This window comes from Bacillus sp. EAC, assembly GCF_002156875.1.
Lineage (GTDB): Bacteria > Bacillota > Bacilli > Bacillales > Bacillaceae_G > Gottfriedia.
Genome location: NZ_NCSY01000001.1, coordinates 468,847 through 487,194, shown reverse-complemented (window position 1 = coordinate 487,194; position 18,348 = coordinate 468,847). Strand labels below are relative to the sequence as shown.

Below are 18,348 nucleotides of genomic sequence, written 5' to 3'. Positions count from 1 at the left end.
TGGAACCGTTTGCAATAAAGTGAGGAGATGGAACAATGCTTGAGAACTCTAGTTTTTCGGTTAAACCAGAACTTTTTTCTGAGGAGAATCAATTACTCAATGTAGTTCAAATTCAACAAGTTACTACTTATTCCAAAGAAAAAAATATGTGTATTTTCACAGTGAACAAAGGAAAAATTCAAGTTGAATTTCCAAGAGCGGATATTGTTAGAATCACAGTCAATCATTTAGATAAAAATTTCACGCACCATAATAGTTCGATTGAGAACTATGAAGCAGCTGATTTTAAACTTAGCGAAACGGATATTCACATTGTTTTAAAGACGTCAGTAATTGAGTTCAAACTAGATAAACAAACTTGTCAATTTAATGTTTCAACCGTTAAAGGTGATGTGCTAAGTAATGGATTTTATGTAACAGAAGAAGGAGCAATTTCTTTAATCAGTGCTCAAAATAGTGAATTTATTTACGGTTTAGGTGAAAAGAGTGGTTGGTTAAATAAAAAGGGTGAGCGATTATCAATGTGGAATACAGATGTATTTGCTCCACATACACCAGATATAAGTGAGTTATACGAATCAATCCCAACTTACCTATCATTTACTCCAAACTTTACTTTCGGCTGCTTTTTAAATAATACGGGTCGTACCATTTTTGATTTCAAAAACCGTCAAGATGAACATCGTTTAGAAACTGAAACAGGAATAATAGATTTATTTGTTTATACTGGTCCATCAATGAAGAATGTTTTAGAACAACATACGTTTATTACTGGTCGTCCGTATCTTCCTCCGAAATGGGCGCTTGGATATCATCAATCGAGACATAGCTATCAAAATGAAGAGGAATTGAAGTCAATTGTTTCTAGTTTTGAAGAGTTAGATATTCCGGTTGATGCGATCTATTTAGATATATTATATATGGATGGGTACCGCGTATTTACATTTGATAAAGAAAGATTTCCTAACTATGAAACCTATCTACCTGAATTACTTGAACGAGGAATTCATATTGTTCCAATCGTTGATCCAGGTGTAAAAGTTGCCGGTCAATACGACATATTTATAGATGGTGTTGTAAAAGATGCATTTACAAAAATGCCAGATAAATCGTTATATATTGGTGATGTTTGGCCAGGTAAGAGTGCATTACCAGATTTTAGCCAATCGAAGGTATGCGAATGGTGGGGAGATTTACATGAATTTTATACGAAATTAGGTATAAAAGGTATTTGGAATGATATGAATGAACCTGCTATTTTTAATGAATCGAAGACTATGGATTTAGAAGCCCTTCACGATAATGACGGAAATCCAATTTCTCATAAGGAATATCATAATTTATATGGATACCATATGAGTAAAGCGACATCAATTGCTTTAGAAAAATTAACGAATGAGCGACCATTTGTATTAACAAGAGCAGGATATGCTGGTATACAAAAATATGCAGCGGTTTGGACTGGAGATAATCGTAGTTTTTGGGAGCATTTGGCAATGACTGTACCAATGTGTTTAAATTTAGGATTATCAGGAGTAACTTTTTCAGGACCAGACGTTGGAGGCTTCATGAATGATACGGAGCCGGAATTATTAACGCGCTGGATTCAAATGGGGACATTTTTACCTTACTTCAGAAACCATTGTTCAATAGGAATGGATCGTCAAGAACCATGGGTATTTGGAGATGAATATACGAATATTAATCGTGAATTTATACAAATGCGATATGAATGGATGCCATTCTTATATCAGCAGTTTATTGAAGCAGAGAAATCAGGTATGCCAATTATGCGACCATTAGTACTTGAATATGCAAACGATAGCCGTACTTATGATCTAAATGATGAATATTTAATCGGTGAAAACCTATTAGTTGCACCAATCGTTTCTCGTTCTGTAAGGTCACGTTCGGTATATTTACCTGAAGGAAATTGGATTAATTATTGGACGAATAAATTATTTGAAGGTGGAAAAGACATTTTAGTTGAGGCACCTTTACATCAGATTCCTTTATTTATACGTGAAGGTAGCATTGTTCCTTTAACTAATAAGAAGAAAAAAGCAAATCAAGTTGATGAAGAATTAATTATAAATGTCTATTCGAAGGACGAAGGAACTGTTAACACAATCATTTATGAAGATGATGGAATAACAACAAATTACAAGAATGGTGAAAGATTCGAATTGCATGTATCAGTTGATTTTAAATTTGATAATGTAAATGTTAAACTTGATGGAATGGGTGACTTTAAACCAAGTTGGAAGAAAGTTACAGTTAACTTACATGGCACAGAAAGAAATCTACTAATTGAAGATAATTTACAAATCGAAAATTGATCTTGAAGGAGGTAAATCTATGGAGAAAAAATGGTGGCATAATAGTGTTGTTTATCAAATCTATCCTAGAAGCTTTATGGATAGTAATCAAGATGGCATTGGCGATTTAAATGGAATAATTGAAAAGCTAGATTATTTAAAGTTATTAGGGATTGATGTTATTTGGTTGAGTCCAGTATATAAGTCTCCTAATGATGATAACGGTTATGATATCAGTGATTATTGTGACATTATGGATGAATTTGGAACGATGGATGATATGGATCGTCTCATTTCAGAAGCAAATAATCGTGGGATAAAAATCGTCATGGATTTAGTTGTAAACCATACATCTGATGAGCATCCATGGTTTATTGAATCAAGAAAAAGTAAAGATAATCCATATCGTGATTATTATGTTTGGCGTGATCCAGTTGATACACATGAACCGAACGGAATGCAGTCAGTATTTAGTGGTAGCGCATGGGAATTAGATGAAGAAACTGGACAATATTTCTTACATTTATTTAGTAAAAGACAGCCAGATTTAAATTGGGAAAATCCAAAAGTTCATGAAGAAGTATATGATATGATGAATTTTTGGTTAGATAAAGGGATTGGTGGATTCCGAATGGACGTTATTGATCTAATCGGTAAGCTACCTGACCAAGAAATAACTGGGAATGGACCTAAACTTCACGAATATTTACAAGAAATGAATAAGAAAACGTTTGGTTGTAGAGATGTTTTAACAGTTGGTGAAACTTGGGGAGCAACCCCTGAAATTGCAAAGTTATACTCAGATCCAGAACGAGATGAATTAAGTATGGTATTCCAATTTGAACATATTAGTCTTGATCAGCAAGAGGGGAAAGAAAAATGGGATTTAAAACCATTAGATTTATTAGAACTTAAAGCAGTTTTTAATAAATGGCAAACCCAACTTGATGGTAAGGCATGGAACAGTTTGTTCTGGAATAATCATGATTTACCACGTATCGTTTCACGTTGGGGAAATGACAAGAAGTATCGTAAAGAGAGTGCTAAAATGCTGGCGACAATTCTGCATTTAATGCAAGGAACGCCTTATATCTATCAGGGAGAAGAAATCGGTATGACAAATGTTCGATTTGAAACCATTTCTGAATATGATGATATTGAAACTAGAAATATGTACAATGATCGTATTTCAAAAGGGTATAAACATGAAGACATTATGGAGTCGATCTATACAAAAGGTCGAGATAATGCACGAACTCCAATGCAATGGTCAAATGATGAACATGCTGGTTTCACAAAAGGTATTCCTTGGTTAACTGTGAATCCTAATTTCAACGCGATAAATGTTGAAGAGTCGATTAATGATCCGAAGTCTATTTTCCACCATTACCGACAATTGATCCAACTCCGCAAAGAATTACCAGTTATTGTTTATGGTTCGTTTGAAATGCTTGCTGAAAGTGATGAGAAAGTTTTTGCTTATACACGTCAATTAAATGATGAGAAATTAGTAATCGTAGCAAACTTTACTGAAGAGGAAACGGAATTTCAGTACAAGACTGATAATAATGATGCAAAAATCTTATTAAGTAATTATGAGAACTCATGTGAAACAATTGAAAAAATCAGCTTGCGACCTTTTGAAGCGATCGTATATAAAATTAAATTATAAATATATTAAAAATTGTTTGACATTTTAAAGGTCACTCGTATATGATTATAATATCAAATTAAAAGGGAGGTAGGCTGACATGATGATTGTAAAAATTATAGGAACGGAAAAACATAATTTCATAATGAACATGAACCCTATCTCTACGCAGGACGGTCCACGTTAAAACTTAGTTTAACTTGACAATCTAGCCATGGGTTTATATTCCCCATGGCTTTTTTGTGCCAAAAAATAGGCTTGATTCTTTGCCTCTTTTTTGCACAAATCGATTTCTTATGGCCATGGGGTATGGAAAAAACTCCCATGGTTTTTTTTGTCAAAATATGTGGAGGGTTGCGTAGAGATTAGGTTGATTGATACAAAGGAGGTACAATATTGTTACGTATTTTAAAGTATGTTTATAAGCATAAGCTAGCGGTAATTATTGGGTCATTAGCAATGTTATTAGTAATCGGAGTGGACCATTTAATACCATTTTTACAAATGATTTTAATCGATGATGGGATTGTTAAGAAAGATGCTTCAGTTGTTCTACCGATCATCGGAGGTATTTTAGCAATTACATTAGTTAAGTCTGTATTCGGTTATGTAAAAGAATATTTATATGACTTAGTTGGGGCAAAAGTTCATGAAGACATTAAGAATGAAATGTTTAAGCATATTCAAAGCTTCGAATTTAAATATTTCGACTCAATGAATACAGGAGAATTACTTTCTAGAATTGGTGAAGATGTTGAAAACATTTGGCAAACGATTGGGTTTGGATTGAGATTATTTATTGAAAACATTATATATTTTGTAGCTAGTTCAATTATTTTATTTTTTATTGATTGGAAGCTTGCATTAATTTGTTTAGCAATTATGATACCAATTGGTTATATGGGAACTAGATTAAATCGATTATTAAATGCAGGATATGGAAAAATAAGTGACCATACTGCTGAAATTAATACAACAGCTCAACAAAATATAGCTGGTGTAAGACTTGTTAAAGCTTTCGCTAGAGAAAAGCATGAAACATTAAAGTTTTTAAAAATGAATCGTGGATATTATGAATTAAATATGGCTCAAGCAAATACAATGAGAAAATATTTTCCAGCGATTGAATTTTTAACAAATATTGCTCTAGTGGCGATGATTATTATTGGTGGTTATTTTGTTCTTCAAGATAATATGACTTTAGGTGAATTAGTGGCATTTAGTGGATATATTTGGAACTTAATCTGGCCAATGAGAATGTTAGGCTGGTTAACAGATGTTCTATCTAAAAACCAAGCCTCGGCAAAGAAAATTTTTGAGATTTTAGATCGTAAAACTGAAATTGAAAATAAAGAGGGTGCTTACACGCCTAATCTAGTAGACGGATCCATTGAATATAAAAATGTAAGCTTTAAATATAATGAAGAAAATGTCTTGAAAAATATTAATCTATATATCCCAAGTGGAAGTAAGGTTGCCATTATGGGTACAACAGGTGCTGGGAAATCTTCTATTCTTCATTTAATTGGTCGATCGTACGACGTAGCTGAAGGTGAAGTATTAGTTGATGGTGTTAATGTAAAAAACTTTAATTTAACATCACTTCGTCAAAATATGTCTCTAGTTTCCCAGGATACGTTCTTATTCTCAGATACGATTGAAAATAATATTAAATTAGGGAATCCTGATGCAACAATGGAAGAAATTCGTGAAGCATGCCGAATTGCATGTTGCCTAGACTTCATTGAAGAACTTGAAGAAGGCTTTAATACGGAAATTGGCGAACGAGGTATTGGATTATCTGGTGGTCAAAAACAACGTATTTCGATCGCACGTGCATTATTACGAAAAGCACCGATTTTAATCCTAGATGATGCAACTTCTGCATTAGATATGGAAACAGAATATGAATTATTACACAACCTAAATAAACGTTTTTCACATAGTACGACATTTATAATAGCGCACCGAATTTCAGCTGTTAAAAATGCCGATATGATTCTATTTGTTGAAAATGGTGAAATCGTAGAAAAAGGAAATCATAAACAATTACTTGATCAAAAAGGTAAATATTTCGAAGTTTATGAAGAGCAATTTAAAGATTTTGAAACAGTAGAAAGTGGGGTGGTCTAATGGCACAGAATACGATTAATCGTGACGAGGACCAACTGAATCGCAGTAAGACAGAGCTGATTATAAGGCTTGGAACTTATTTGCAACCTTATAAATTAAAAACCTTTGCTGTTATATGCTTAATGTTATTTGTTATGATTGTTGGAATATTAAACCCTTATTTATTAAAAGTAGCAATCGATACAAATATCAAAAACCATGACGTAAAAGGTCTGATGATAATTGGAGCTGTACTTATATTTTTAAATTATTTAGCGATGATGGCTTCTAGAATTCGATGGACAATGATTAGTTCAGTTACAAATAATATTCTAGTTAATATTCGTCATGAACTATATACACATATTCAAAAGTTATCATTTACGTTTTTTGATAATCGTCCAGTCGGAAAAATTTTAGCTCGAGTAATGGGTGATATTAGTGCCCTTCAAAATTTATTCAACCAAAGTATTCAAACGTTAATACCAGAATTATTAAGTTTAATCTGTGTAACAGTCGTTATGTTTGTATTAAACGTGAAGCTTGCATTAGCTTCGGTTTTAATTCTGCCATTTTTAGCAGCTGCAATGTTTTACATTGAAACACGTGCTCGTAAAAGATGGGATGTTTATCGAAAAAAACGTTCAAACTTAATTGCTTTTATCCATGAGGATTTTTCAGGAATTAAAGTAGTTCAATCTTTTGCAAAAGAAAAAGCTAAAGAAAAAGATTTCAAAGAGAAAGTTTCTGAACTAATGGGCTCTTTCATGAAAGCTGTTAGACTGAATGACTTCTTTTGGCCATTAGTTGAAGCTTCATGGGGAGTAGGAACTGTAATCGTATTTTATGTAGGATATAAGTTGGTTACTAGTCAAGAAATTGAAGTAGGGACTTTAATCGCATTTTCAATGTATATTGGGATGTTCTGGCGACCAATTATGAATTTATCAAACTTTTATAATACGTTAATCTCAAACTTCTCAGCTGCTGATCGTATCTTTGATATTATGGATATCGACCCTGAAATCATTAGTGAAGAAAATGCGCCAGAAATCGGACATATTAATGGCGAAGTTAAATTTAATAATGTTACATTTGGTTATGATGAAAATTTAACAGTATTAAGAAATGTGAATTTCACGATTAATCCTGGTGAAAAAATTGCGCTTGTTGGAGCTACAGGCGCAGGTAAAACAACGATTGTTTCTTTACTTAGTCGTTTCTATGATCCAACTAAAGGTGAAATTTTAGTAGATGGAAAGGACATTAAAAAAGTAGATTTAGAGTCTTTCAGAAGCCAAATGGGTATTATGCTTCAGGATACATTTTTATTCTCAACGTCAATTATGGAAAACATTCGTTATGGTAAATTAGATGCAACTAATGAGGAAGTAATTGCTGCAGCTAAAGCTGTTCATGCCCATGATTTCATTATTAAAATGGAAAAAGGATATGATACGGATGTAAATGAACGTGGCTCACGTTTATCATTAGGTCAGCGACAATTAATTTCGTTCGCTCGAGCACTTCTTGCAAATCCTAGAATTCTAATTTTGGATGAAGCTACTTCGAATATTGATACACATACAGAGAAACTTGTACAAAATGGAATCGAAAAATTGCTTGAAGGTAGAACATCTTTCGTAATCGCACACAGACTATCAACGATACGTGATTGTGATAAAATCATGGTAATTGGAAATGGGAATGTCGAAGAAAGTGGTACACATGATGAGTTGCTACAATTAAAAGGACATTATTATAATTTATATATGGCTCAATATAGCTTTATTAATGATGGGGCTTAAGAGCTAAGTACAATTTGAGTAAATTAAAAAGAGTAGATCCTAAAATGGATTTACTCTTTTTTGTTGAGATGCAAAAATGGAATTTAGGAAAATTGTTAACTTGTAAATCTTAGATATTTTAATAGTCTAAATTAATATTAGTGTATGTTTATCTGTAAACTTGGACTTTTTTTAGTATGAGAATTTTCATAGTTAAATTAAAATAGTTGATTTATGATAAAATATAGAAAAAAGGAGTGTGCTCAAATGGATAATTGTATTAAAGTTTCTGTACGATCGCTAGTTGAGTATGCTCATCGAGCGGGAAGTATTGATCTAAGCTTTAAAAGTAATGTTTCTTTAGTTGATGGTACGAAAGCTCATCAGAAAATTCAAAGTCAATATGGTGATCTTGATGTAAAGGAAAGACATATAACTGGGGTCATTGAATTTGAAAAAATGAATTTTCAAATTGAAGGACGATGTGATGGATTATTATTTAAAGATGAGAAATATATAATAGAAGAAATTAAATCAACTAAGAGAGAGTTAAGTGAAATAAGTCAAGAATCATACCCTGTCCATTGGGCACAAGCGAAGGTTTATGGTTATTTTATATGTGAAGAATTGCAACTTGATAATATCATGATTCAACTTACTTATGTAAGTATTGAAAGCGAAGAAAAAAAGTGTTTCCAAATAAATTATACTAAAGATGCGTTAAATGACTATATTCGCTTTGCATTAAAGAAATATTATCCATTTGCCAAATGGAAATACGATCATATTAAATTTAGAAATCAATCAATTAAGGAATTAAGCTTTCCTTTTCCTTCGTTTCGAAAAGGTCAGAGAAAGTTAGCTGGAGCTGTATATCAAACAATTCAAGAAGGTAATAATTTATTTGCCGTCGCACCTACAGGTATAGGTAAAACGGTATCGACCATTTTTCCAACGATAAAAAGTATTGGAGAAAATCAAATTAATCGTATGTTTTATTTAACATCTAAGACGATTACTAGAACAGTTGCTGAAGAGGCATTTAAACGAATGACGGATCAAGGTTTATGTATATCATGTACAACACTTACAGCGAAAGATAAGATTTGTTTTAAGGAAGAGACTGTTTGTGAGAAAGAATATTGTGAATTTGCAAATGGGTACTATGATCGTATAAATGATGCGGTGTTGGATATCTATTCAAATGAAAAATTGATAACTAGAGAGAAAATCGAAGAGTATGCTCGAAAGCACACAGTTTGTCCTTTTGAATATTCGTTAGATTTGTTAAATTCAACTGACGCAATCATATGTGATGTAAATTATATTTTTGACCCGAGAGTGTCGCTAAAACGACTATTTGATGACCATAAACGCAGTTCGGTTTTATTAATAGATGAGGCTCATAATCTCGTTGATCGGACAAGAGAAATGTATTCAGCAAGCGTGTTTAAGTCAAAGTTTTTAGATTTGAAAAATAGATATAAACATTTAAAAGATGATTTTTATATTTGTATAAATGAAATAAATAAACATTTTATTGAATTAAGAAAAAAATGGAAGGATCAAAGTAATCCTGTTTGGAATGAGATTGATTTAGATTTAATTGAGTTGCTATATAACTTCATTCAATTGGCAGAAATTAAATTGCAAGAAGAAGTTGATAATGAAAGTAGACAGGTCGTACTTGATACTTATTTTGAAGCGCAGAATTTCGTGAAAATTGCTGAAATATTTGATGAAAATTATGTTTGTTATTTAGAGCAGTTTAAGAGTGAAGTTCACTTGAAATTGTTTTGTCTAGATCCTTCTAAAGTTGTAAATGACGTCATTAAACGATTTCACTCAACAATTTATTTTTCAGCAACTTTGACACCTATACAATATTTTCAAGATATGCTTGGTTATCCAGAAAGAGATTATACAATTAATATAGATTCTCCTTTTTCAAGTGAACAATTAAATGTGACAGTAAATCCACTTTCAACAAGATTTCATGATCGAGAAAAGACATTAGAGCAAATGATTGATTCTATCTATGCGTCAATCTCTAGCATAAAAGGAAATTATTTAATTTTCTTTCCTTCATATCAATATCTCATAAATGGTGTAGAATTATTTCAAGAAAAATTCCCTAATATTCGTACAATCGTACAAGAAAATAGAATGTCAGAACTTGAACGAGAAGATTTTTTATTGAAATTTGATAGTCAAAATGAAGAAACACTTTTAGGATTCGCAGTTTTGGGCGGTATTTTCTCGGAAGGCATCGATTTAAAGGGAGATCGATTAAATGGTGTTATTGTTATTGGTGTTGGGCTGCCTCAAGTTTGTTTAGAAAGAAATATTTTAAGAGATCATTTTAACGCAGTTGGGAAAAATGGATATTACTATGCTTATGTATTCCCAGGAATGAATAAAGTGTTACAAGCTGGTGGGAGAGTTGTACGATCTGAGCATGATTACGGGACACTTTTATTAATTGATGATCGATATAAAAGTACACTTTATCAAAGTCTTTTACCAGAGGAATGGAAAGAGGTTTCGAATAAAATTCAAAATTAAATAAAAAATTAATTGATAATTTTCAGATTTTTTAATATACTAAAAATATAATTTAATATTCTTATCAAGAGTGGTGGAGGGACTGGCCCGACGAAACCCGGCAACTCTAGTTTTATACTAGAAAGTGCTAAATCCTGCAGGTTAAAACCTGGAAGATAAGGACGATATGTTTATTTTGGAGACATAACCACTTCTTATTTTTTAGGAAGTGGTTTTTTTGTTTGAATTTTGATGGCGTTCCCCTAAATTCGACCAGCGTAACTCAGAGAACTATGAAGGTTTTTACCCTAGTTGGGATATAGATTATGACCTCGAGGAGCTAACGCTTGAAACAAGACCGTATTAAAAAAAATGGAGGTTTTAAAAATGACAAAAACAAAAGTGGCTACCAATACTACACAAAAATCGATTGAAACAATTGCTGTACATGGGAGTAAAGGTTATGATCCATTAACTGGTGCAATTAGTTATCCTATTTACCAATCAGCAACATTTAAACATGAAGGGCTACATCAATCAACTGGCTATGATTATGCTAGATTGCAAAATCCGACTCGAGAAGAAGTTGAAAATACAGTAGCTAAATTAGAAAATGCAAATTTTGGTGTTGCGTTTGCAACTGGAAATGCAGCTGTTACAGCAGTGCTTAGTTTATTTAAAAAAGGAGACCATTTAATTGTTTCAGACGATTTATACGGCGGTACATATCGATTATTTGAAGAAATTTATTCACCATATGGGCTCGAACATAATTTTGTAGATACGACAGACATTGAAAATATAATTGATTCAATCAAGCCGAACACAAAAGGAATATTTATTGAAACACCATCTAATCCAATGATGAAGGTGACTGACTTAAAACGAGTTGTTGAAATTGCAAAAGATAGAAATATAACGGTAATCGTGGATAATACATTTTTAACACCATATTTCTTTAAACCAATTGAATTAGGTGCAGATGTTGTTGTTCATAGTGGAACAAAGTATCTAGGTGGTCATAATGATACATTAGCTGGATTTGTTGTGACAAACTCAGAGGTTACGAATGAACGAATTCGCTATTATCAAAAGTCTACTGGAGCAACCTTGGCACCTTTTGATTCTTGGTTAATTTTAAGAGGTATTAAAACATTACATTTAAGAATGGAATATAGTCAAAAAAATGCTATCGAACTGGCTCATTTTCTTGAAAATCACCCAAATGTGACAGAAGTATATTATGTAGGTTTACCAACACACAAAGGACACTCAATTATCAAAGAACAGGCAAGTGGTTTCGGTGCAATGATTTCATTTAAAGTTAAAAACTTAAGTTTGGTAGAAAAAGTATTAGGGAGTGTAAAGGTTATTACTTTTGCTGAAAGTTTAGGTGGTGTTGAATCACTCATCACGTATCCTCATACTCAAACTCATTCAGAAATGCCGGAGGATTTTAAGCAAAAGCTTGGTCTAGATGACCATACGTTACGTTTATCTGTTGGCATTGAACATATCGATGATTTATTAAATGATTTAGAAAATGCGTTAGGGTGTTGAATATGAAATTTGGCACAAAATTAATTCATAATGGAAATGAAATTGATCCAACAACTGGTTCATTAAGTATTCCTATTTACCAAACATCAACATTCCATCAATTTGATATTGAAAAGTTCGGGAAATATGATTATGCGAGAAGTGGGAACCCAACAAGAGAGGCGTTAGAAAATACAATTGCACAATTAGAAAATGGAGTAAAAGGATTTGCATTTTCATCTGGGATGGCAGCAATTTCTTCTGTATTATCTTTATTTTCTGCTGGCGATCATATTATTATTTGCGAGGATGTCTATGGTGGCACTTTCCGAATTGCAACGAAAGTATTAAATCGATTTGGTATCGAATTTACGTTTGTCGATGCATCGAATCTTCAAGCAATCGAATCAGCTTTGAAGTTAAATACAAAGGGCCTTTATTTAGAAACACCGTCAAATCCTTTGCTAAAAATAACTGATTTGAATGGTGCTATAAAAATTGCGAAAATGAATGATGTAATCGTAATAGTTGATAATAGTTTTTTATCGCCATATTTTCAAAAACCACTCGATTTAGGTGCGGATATTGTTGTTCATAGTGCTACAAAATTTATAGCAGGACATAGTGATGTAATTGGAGGCTTGGCAGTAGTCAAATCTGAAGAACTCGCTAAAGACCTTTATACAATTCAAAATTCATTTGGAGCAATTTTAGGACCACAAGATTGTTGGCTTACGCTAAGGGGATTAAAGACATTAAAGGTGCGAATGGATGTTTACGAGCAAACTGCTACAAAATTAGCTGGATGGCTTCAGGAGCAAGAAGAAGTTGAGGAAGTATATTATCCAGGGCTAAAAAATCATCCAGGCCACTCAGTTCATTTTGATCAAGCAACAGGTGGAGGAGCGGTACTTTCATTTACATTAAAAACACTCGAACAAACGACTCGTTTCCTTCAATCAGTTGAAAATGTCGCAGTTGCAGTTTCACTTGGTGGTGTGGAAACAATTGTTTCTTATCCTGTAAAAATGTCACATGCAGCAATCCCTAAAGATGTACGTGAAAGATTAGGTGTAAAAGATACATTAATTAGAGTTTCTGTTGGGTTAGAAGATATTGAAGACCTGATTTCTAGTTTCCAAAAAGCCTTATCATTATGAAATCGTGAAATAATCACCCTATAAGTGGACATTAAACAGTCTACTTATAGGGTGATTATTAAGTATTTTTACCTTATAAAACTTTAATTATGAAAGGAAAAGTTCTCCGTCGCCAATTGACTCTTGAATGACCTCTGATGCGCCTATTAGGGCTAGTGCATTTCCGACTATTTGGATCGAATCAGAAAGAACAATTTTTCTTTGTAAATCAATTAAATCATTCTTATCTGAAGTGAATAGCTGTTTTGATACGTTTATTGCTACTGAAATTTGTCCTACTGTACCAATCCATATCCCAGAAAGAATGTCTTGTTTTCCTTGAATGAAGGGGTCTTTATCAACTTTATATAGTTTTGATAATGTGTAAGCTTCATATACTTGTGCAATAGTTTTAACCCATGTAGCAGCAACAATTTGCCTTTCAAGACTTAATTGCAATTCGTCATTTTCTAAGTCAGCTTTGTCTATTTGATTTTTACCTTCCTTTTCCTGTGAAATTTCTTCCCGCATCTTTTACCCACTCCATTTGTAATAATTCTGATATCAACTCTGTTATTCATATAATTATTCAATTTGAAGTCAATATGTCTCTAAATCTCAGTTTAAATTTGTATTTCATTTGTAATCATTCTGAATGAACTTATTAAAGGTATATTTTAATCATATTTCATTTATTTATATTTGAATTGTCTAAAATTGGATAAAAAAGATTAAGTTTGAGTATTTGTTTTTTTGAAAAGGCTTTATTTCATAAATTACCGAATGATATTTAAAAAATAAATCGAAAATGTTCGTATTTTTACTTGAAACCACATCGTATAGATGGTATTCTATTTTAGGTTGATCTGAATATAAAACGAAACCTTATTTGGGGGTATTAATATATGTATGATGTAGTAGTAGTTGGAGCAGGACCTGCAGGAGTATTTACTTGTTATGAACTAACTTTAAAAATGCCAAATGCGAAAGTTTTACTTGTTGATAAAGGACATGATATATTCGCGAGACATTGTCCAATTTTACAGAAGAAGATTGAAAAATGTCCACCAGCGGCAGGGAAAAAAGATTTTTCTGGCTGTTTACCAGCTTGTTCAATTACAAATGGATTTGGTGGTGCTGGAGCTTATTCAGATGGTAAGTTTAACATCACTAGTGAATTTGGTGGTTGGATGACGGATTACTTACCAGACTCAGATGTAATTGACTTAATAAAATATGTAGATGAAATTAATTTAAAACACGGAGCGACTGAATCTATTACAGATCCTTTAACAGAAGAAGTTAGAGATATCGAACGCCGTGGATATGCAGCGGGATTAAAATTATTACGTGCTCAAGTTCGTCACTTAGGAACTGAACAAAACTTAGAAATACTAAAAAGTATTTATGAGTATTTGAAAACTAAAATAGATATGAAATACAAAACAGAAGTAGAAGATTTAATCACGGAAAAAGTTGAAGGTAACCATGTTGTAAAAGGAATTAAATTAAAGAATGGTGAAGAAATTCACGCTGATAAGATAGTAATCGTACCTGGTCGTGATGGATCTAAATGGTTAACTGAAATAATGAAAAAGCGCCGTTTGAAAATGACAACAAACCAAGTTGATATTGGTGTACGTGTTGAAACTTCTAATGTCGTAATGGAAGAAATAAATAAGCACTTATATGAAGGAAAGTTTGTATTTAATACAAGTGTGGGAACGAAAGTCAGAACATTCTGTAGTAATCCTTCTGGTCATGTTGTAGTTGAAAACCATTCTGGTATTATGACAGCTAATGGACACGCATATAAGGATCCGAAGTTAGGCAGTCCTAATACAAACTTTGCGTTATTAGTATCACACCAATTCTCAGAGCCATTTGATAAACCAAATGAATATGCACACGAAGTATCACGTCTTGCAAATATGCTTTCACATGGTGGCGTAATTGTTCAAAAATACGGAGATATTTTGAAAGGCCGTCGTTCAACAGAAAAACGAATTAAAGAAGGATTTTTAGAGCCAACTTTAAAAGAAGCAGTTCCTGGCGATTTAGGTTTAGTTTTGCCATATAACACGATGAAAAGTTTAATCGAAATGGTTGAAGCATTAAATGAAGTTACTCCAGGTATCGCAGCAGAACATACATTATTTTACGGGGTGGAAGCTAAATTCTACTCAGCTCGTCCGAAATTAAATGAACACTTTGAAAGTGAAATTTCTGGATTATACTTAGGTGGAGATGGAGCTGGAATCACACGTGGTCTTGCTCAAGCAAGTGCATGTGGTGTTTGGATCGCTAGAGATATCGTTTCTAAAACAAGTATAAAAGAAAAGGAACTAGTAACTGTTTAACATCCTAAAGCTTGAATTATATAAGAAAAAATAAAAAACCTCTAATGCTGTTTGGGCATTAGAGGTTTTTTAGGCTTAATTTTCTAACTTATTGTTCAATCAAGATATTGTTTCATTGTAATTATAGTTGCAGGCTATTTTTTAACATATTGCTTAATGTATTAGCTGTAATCAAGATACTTTTTAATTTTGAATTATCTATAAATAGTATATGGACGATTAAACAGTATTAATATTTTTTTAGTTAAAAAAATGGTATTTTATGGTAAAATAATAATACCTGTTTATATTAAGGAGATGAAGTCTTGTACAAGATACTTGGAACACTTAAAAATATGTTGTTAGATTTAATTTCGATGGGAAAAGGTTTTATATATGGTTTTGCAATGGTTGGATTGTTAGTTGTAATTAGTAGTGCAATATTGTACGGAATTCTGTACATAAAAAATATTGTAATTTGAAATTTAACCTAACAGTTTTTTAAAGCTAAATTTTTGAACTGTATTAAGGGGAAAAATAATGTCAGTTTATATGCTTGGATTTTTTATATTCGTGTTTGTACTATATATTATTTTAAATAAAGAAGAAAAAGACACATCTAAAGTAATAATTGATGTATCTAAAATAAAAACTGATAAAGAATTGCATTTAATTTTGAAAGAAAAACTGAATTTTCCAGATCATTATGGTGAGAATTGGGATGCTTTTTGGGATACCATTACAGGATCAGTTGAGTTACCTAAAAAACTAGTATTTGTTGGTTGGTCTGAATTGGAGAGCAAATTACCTGAAGACTCAAGTATAATGAAGGAATGTCTTATCGATCATAATCGCGAATTCCCTGATTGGAAATGTGACTTCCTTTTAAACTAACATAATTATAGTTTAGGGAAATTTGTAATATGAACTTCCATCACTATTAAATAAATGTTTACATAAACTTTACAGGAAAAAGCCGATCTCTGAAAAATTCAGTAGATTGGTTTTTTGTTTCTAATGTTAATTTTGAGATGCCTTCTCATATGTGAACTAGTACTTCTATTTTTGTAGTAACTTGATGTACCGTGATAATTATTCAATGTAATCTTTTATGCTAATAAGAAGCATATCCGTTTCCGAACTATTCATTTATTCATACCATAGTAATACTAGAAAGGAGATGAATAAATGAAGTCGAATGATGAATTAATCTGTCGCGAGTTTGCTAGAATTATCGGTGGGCAAGAGGGATTTGCTGGCGGAAAATGTGTGGCAACAATTAATCGAAATGAGTTACAAGCAATCATTTTAGGAAAACGATTCGCAGTAACCTCTTCTTTTTCATTTGAATCAAGAGATAAGTTGAATAAGCAGGCACTGTGCTTAGGGAGGGTAGCTCTCTTACAAAAAGAAGTAGAAAATTTTGTTGCTTCAATTCTAAAACAAGGTATATTAGTGTCATCCATACACAATGAATGGCTGTTTGATAGTCCGAATCTGATTTATGTTAATATCGAATCTGTTGATGATCCATTAGTATTTGCGAAGAAAGTCAGAAGAGCGTTAAAGGACTGATGAATACCAAAAGGACTGGTAAAACAGTCCTTTTTTTGTTAAATAAAAATTGAATACAGCATGATTAGTAAAGGTTTTTGTAAAATTTTAGATAATATTATCAGAAAAAATGTAATATACATAATTTGAAATATAAAATGTAATAGATCATATTACCATGTCTTCGGATGTTTGAATGTACTAAAAGGATTAAAGCTGTCCCGTTTTGTAGAAAATTTACAAAAAAGGGGGATTACAGGGTGGGAGTAGCTTGGAATATAAAACGACTTTATGCTTCCATGTTAATAAGAATTAATCAACTAAAAGTTAAATTAGTGGCAAAGAAAAGAGCTACAAAATGGGTTAGTTATGGAGATAGTATAACAGCCACTAACGGATGGCAACCAGAGGTAGCTACTGAATTAGGTTTATTCCATATTAAAAGAGGAATTGGTGGAACAACAATAGCAGAAAATGGTTCAATAGCATGGATTGATGTAAATGGAAATTTTAAAGCAAGACCACCACGTCAAACCCAACCTATAGGGACCATTGAAATTTATTCTAGTATGTGTAATATTCAGAGGATAGACGCTATGATTCCTCTCGATACCCAAATAGTAACGATAATGGGTGGTACAAATGATTATGGAACAAATATTGCAATAGGTAAAGGATTACCAACGAACGAAAATCCTAATTTTGATGAAACTACGTTTATCGGTGGTTTGTGTTCAATGATCGAAAAAATACAAACAAGGGTACCGTATTGTAGGATTATTCTTATGACACCTATACCTAGACATCACAATGGTAGATATGAACAAAAAAACAAAGCAGGGCTATTAACATCTGATTATGCAAAAACAATTAAGGAAGTAGCAGCATTTTATGCGCTACCCTGTATTGATCTAAATTCGATGGTTGGATGGAATAAAATCAATGGTGCTTTTTATTTAAAAGATGGAATTCATCCAAGTAAAATTGGTTATGAACGTATTTCAGAAGTAGTAATTGGAGAGTTAAAAGCATTAGATTTGTAGGTGTAGGGTATGGGTAGAATAAAAAATTTTCAATTGGATTTGCAATGATAAATAAGGACCATCGAACAATGAATTATTCTTAATTGAGCAAACAAATTAGTAAATTGAAAATTTTGAGGAGCTATAACTCCTCGTTTTTTTAATATCTAGTAGAATTGTTGAACAATGAATTTAGAGATCGATGAAGAAATAGTTCATTTAATAGATTGGATTAATAAGTAGCGTTTCCATGTCAAGTAGTACAAGGTTCGTATTAGCAGTTTTAATTCTTAGTGCAATTGATTATTTGATGTTTGATTATGAAAGAAAAAGGTGGGAATGG

13 protein-coding genes and 1 riboswitch are annotated in these 18,348 nt (G+C 32.2%); of the genes, 12 read left to right on the top strand and 1 reads right to left on the bottom strand.

Annotated elements, in window-relative coordinates; translation table 11 throughout:
- Positions 1-35: 35 nt before the first annotated feature.
- From B7R65_RS02180 to B7R65_RS02150, 7 genes are all read left to right on the top strand, one after another.
- Positions 36-2,339 carry a glycoside hydrolase family 31 protein gene (locus tag B7R65_RS02180; RefSeq protein ID WP_088041104.1) on the top strand — a complete coding sequence of 768 codons (2,304 nt, stop codon included), beginning with the start codon at positions 36-38 and terminating at the stop codon, positions 2,337-2,339.
- Positions 2,340-2,358: 19 nt separating this feature from the next.
- Positions 2,359-3,990, top strand: coding sequence for a glycoside hydrolase family 13 protein (locus B7R65_RS02175; protein ID WP_088041103.1), 1,632 nt, complete (start codon positions 2,359-2,361; stop codon positions 3,988-3,990).
- Positions 3,991-4,365: 375 nt separating this feature from the next.
- On the top strand, positions 4,366-6,102 hold the full coding sequence (locus B7R65_RS02170; RefSeq protein ID WP_088041102.1) for an ABC transporter ATP-binding protein: 1,737 nt from the start codon (positions 4,366-4,368) through the stop codon (positions 6,100-6,102).
- The gene (locus tag B7R65_RS02165; protein WP_088041101.1) at positions 6,102-7,889 is read left to right on the top strand and encodes an ABC transporter ATP-binding protein; all 1,788 of its coding nucleotides are present in this window, start codon (positions 6,102-6,104) and stop codon (positions 7,887-7,889) included. The genes B7R65_RS02170 and B7R65_RS02165 overlap by 1 nt, the downstream gene beginning before the upstream one ends.
- 246 nt (positions 7,890-8,135) lie before the next feature.
- Positions 8,136-10,433 (top strand): ATP-dependent DNA helicase, encoded by a 2,298-nt coding sequence (locus tag B7R65_RS02160; RefSeq protein ID WP_088041100.1) that lies wholly within the window; start codon positions 8,136-8,138, stop codon positions 10,431-10,433.
- Between the two features lie 58 nt (positions 10,434-10,491).
- Positions 10,492-10,595, top strand: a riboswitch (SAM riboswitch).
- A gap of 204 nt (positions 10,596-10,799) precedes the next feature.
- Positions 10,800-11,972, top strand: coding sequence for a trans-sulfuration enzyme family protein (locus tag B7R65_RS02155; protein ID WP_088041099.1), 1,173 nt, complete (start codon positions 10,800-10,802; stop codon positions 11,970-11,972).
- Positions 11,973-11,974: 2 nt separating this feature from the next.
- Positions 11,975-13,111 (top strand): aminotransferase class I/II-fold pyridoxal phosphate-dependent enzyme, encoded by a 1,137-nt coding sequence (locus B7R65_RS02150; protein WP_088041098.1) that lies wholly within the window; start codon positions 11,975-11,977, stop codon positions 13,109-13,111.
- Between the two features lie 87 nt (positions 13,112-13,198).
- Here B7R65_RS02150 and B7R65_RS02145 read toward each other — a convergent pair whose 3' ends face one another.
- Positions 13,199-13,621: a hypothetical protein gene (locus tag B7R65_RS02145; RefSeq protein WP_088041097.1), complete on the bottom strand. Its 423-nt coding sequence runs from the start codon at positions 13,619-13,621 to the stop codon at positions 13,199-13,201.
- A 374-nt stretch (positions 13,622-13,995) separates the two neighbouring features.
- Between B7R65_RS02145 and B7R65_RS02140 the strand changes: the two genes are divergently transcribed.
- From B7R65_RS02140 to B7R65_RS02125, 5 genes are all read left to right on the top strand, one after another.
- Positions 13,996-15,450 (top strand): NAD(P)/FAD-dependent oxidoreductase, encoded by a 1,455-nt coding sequence (locus tag B7R65_RS02140; protein ID WP_088041096.1) that lies wholly within the window; start codon positions 13,996-13,998, stop codon positions 15,448-15,450.
- Between the two features lie 305 nt (positions 15,451-15,755).
- A complete protein-coding gene (locus tag B7R65_RS21195; protein ID WP_179194739.1) occupies positions 15,756-15,911 on the top strand; it encodes a hypothetical protein in 156 nt (51 codons plus the stop codon).
- Positions 15,912-15,969: 58 nt separating this feature from the next.
- The gene (locus B7R65_RS02135) at positions 15,970-16,323 is read left to right on the top strand and encodes a barstar family protein (RefSeq protein ID WP_373419536.1); all 354 of its coding nucleotides are present in this window, start codon (positions 15,970-15,972) and stop codon (positions 16,321-16,323) included.
- Positions 16,324-16,617: 294 nt separating this feature from the next.
- A complete protein-coding gene (locus B7R65_RS02130; protein ID WP_088041095.1) occupies positions 16,618-17,004 on the top strand; it encodes a DUF1259 domain-containing protein in 387 nt (128 codons plus the stop codon).
- 239 nt (positions 17,005-17,243) lie between these two features.
- The gene (locus B7R65_RS02125) at positions 17,244-18,026 is read left to right on the top strand and encodes an SGNH/GDSL hydrolase family protein (RefSeq protein WP_179194738.1); all 783 of its coding nucleotides are present in this window, start codon (positions 17,244-17,246) and stop codon (positions 18,024-18,026) included.
- Positions 18,027-18,348 lie beyond the last annotated feature (322 nt).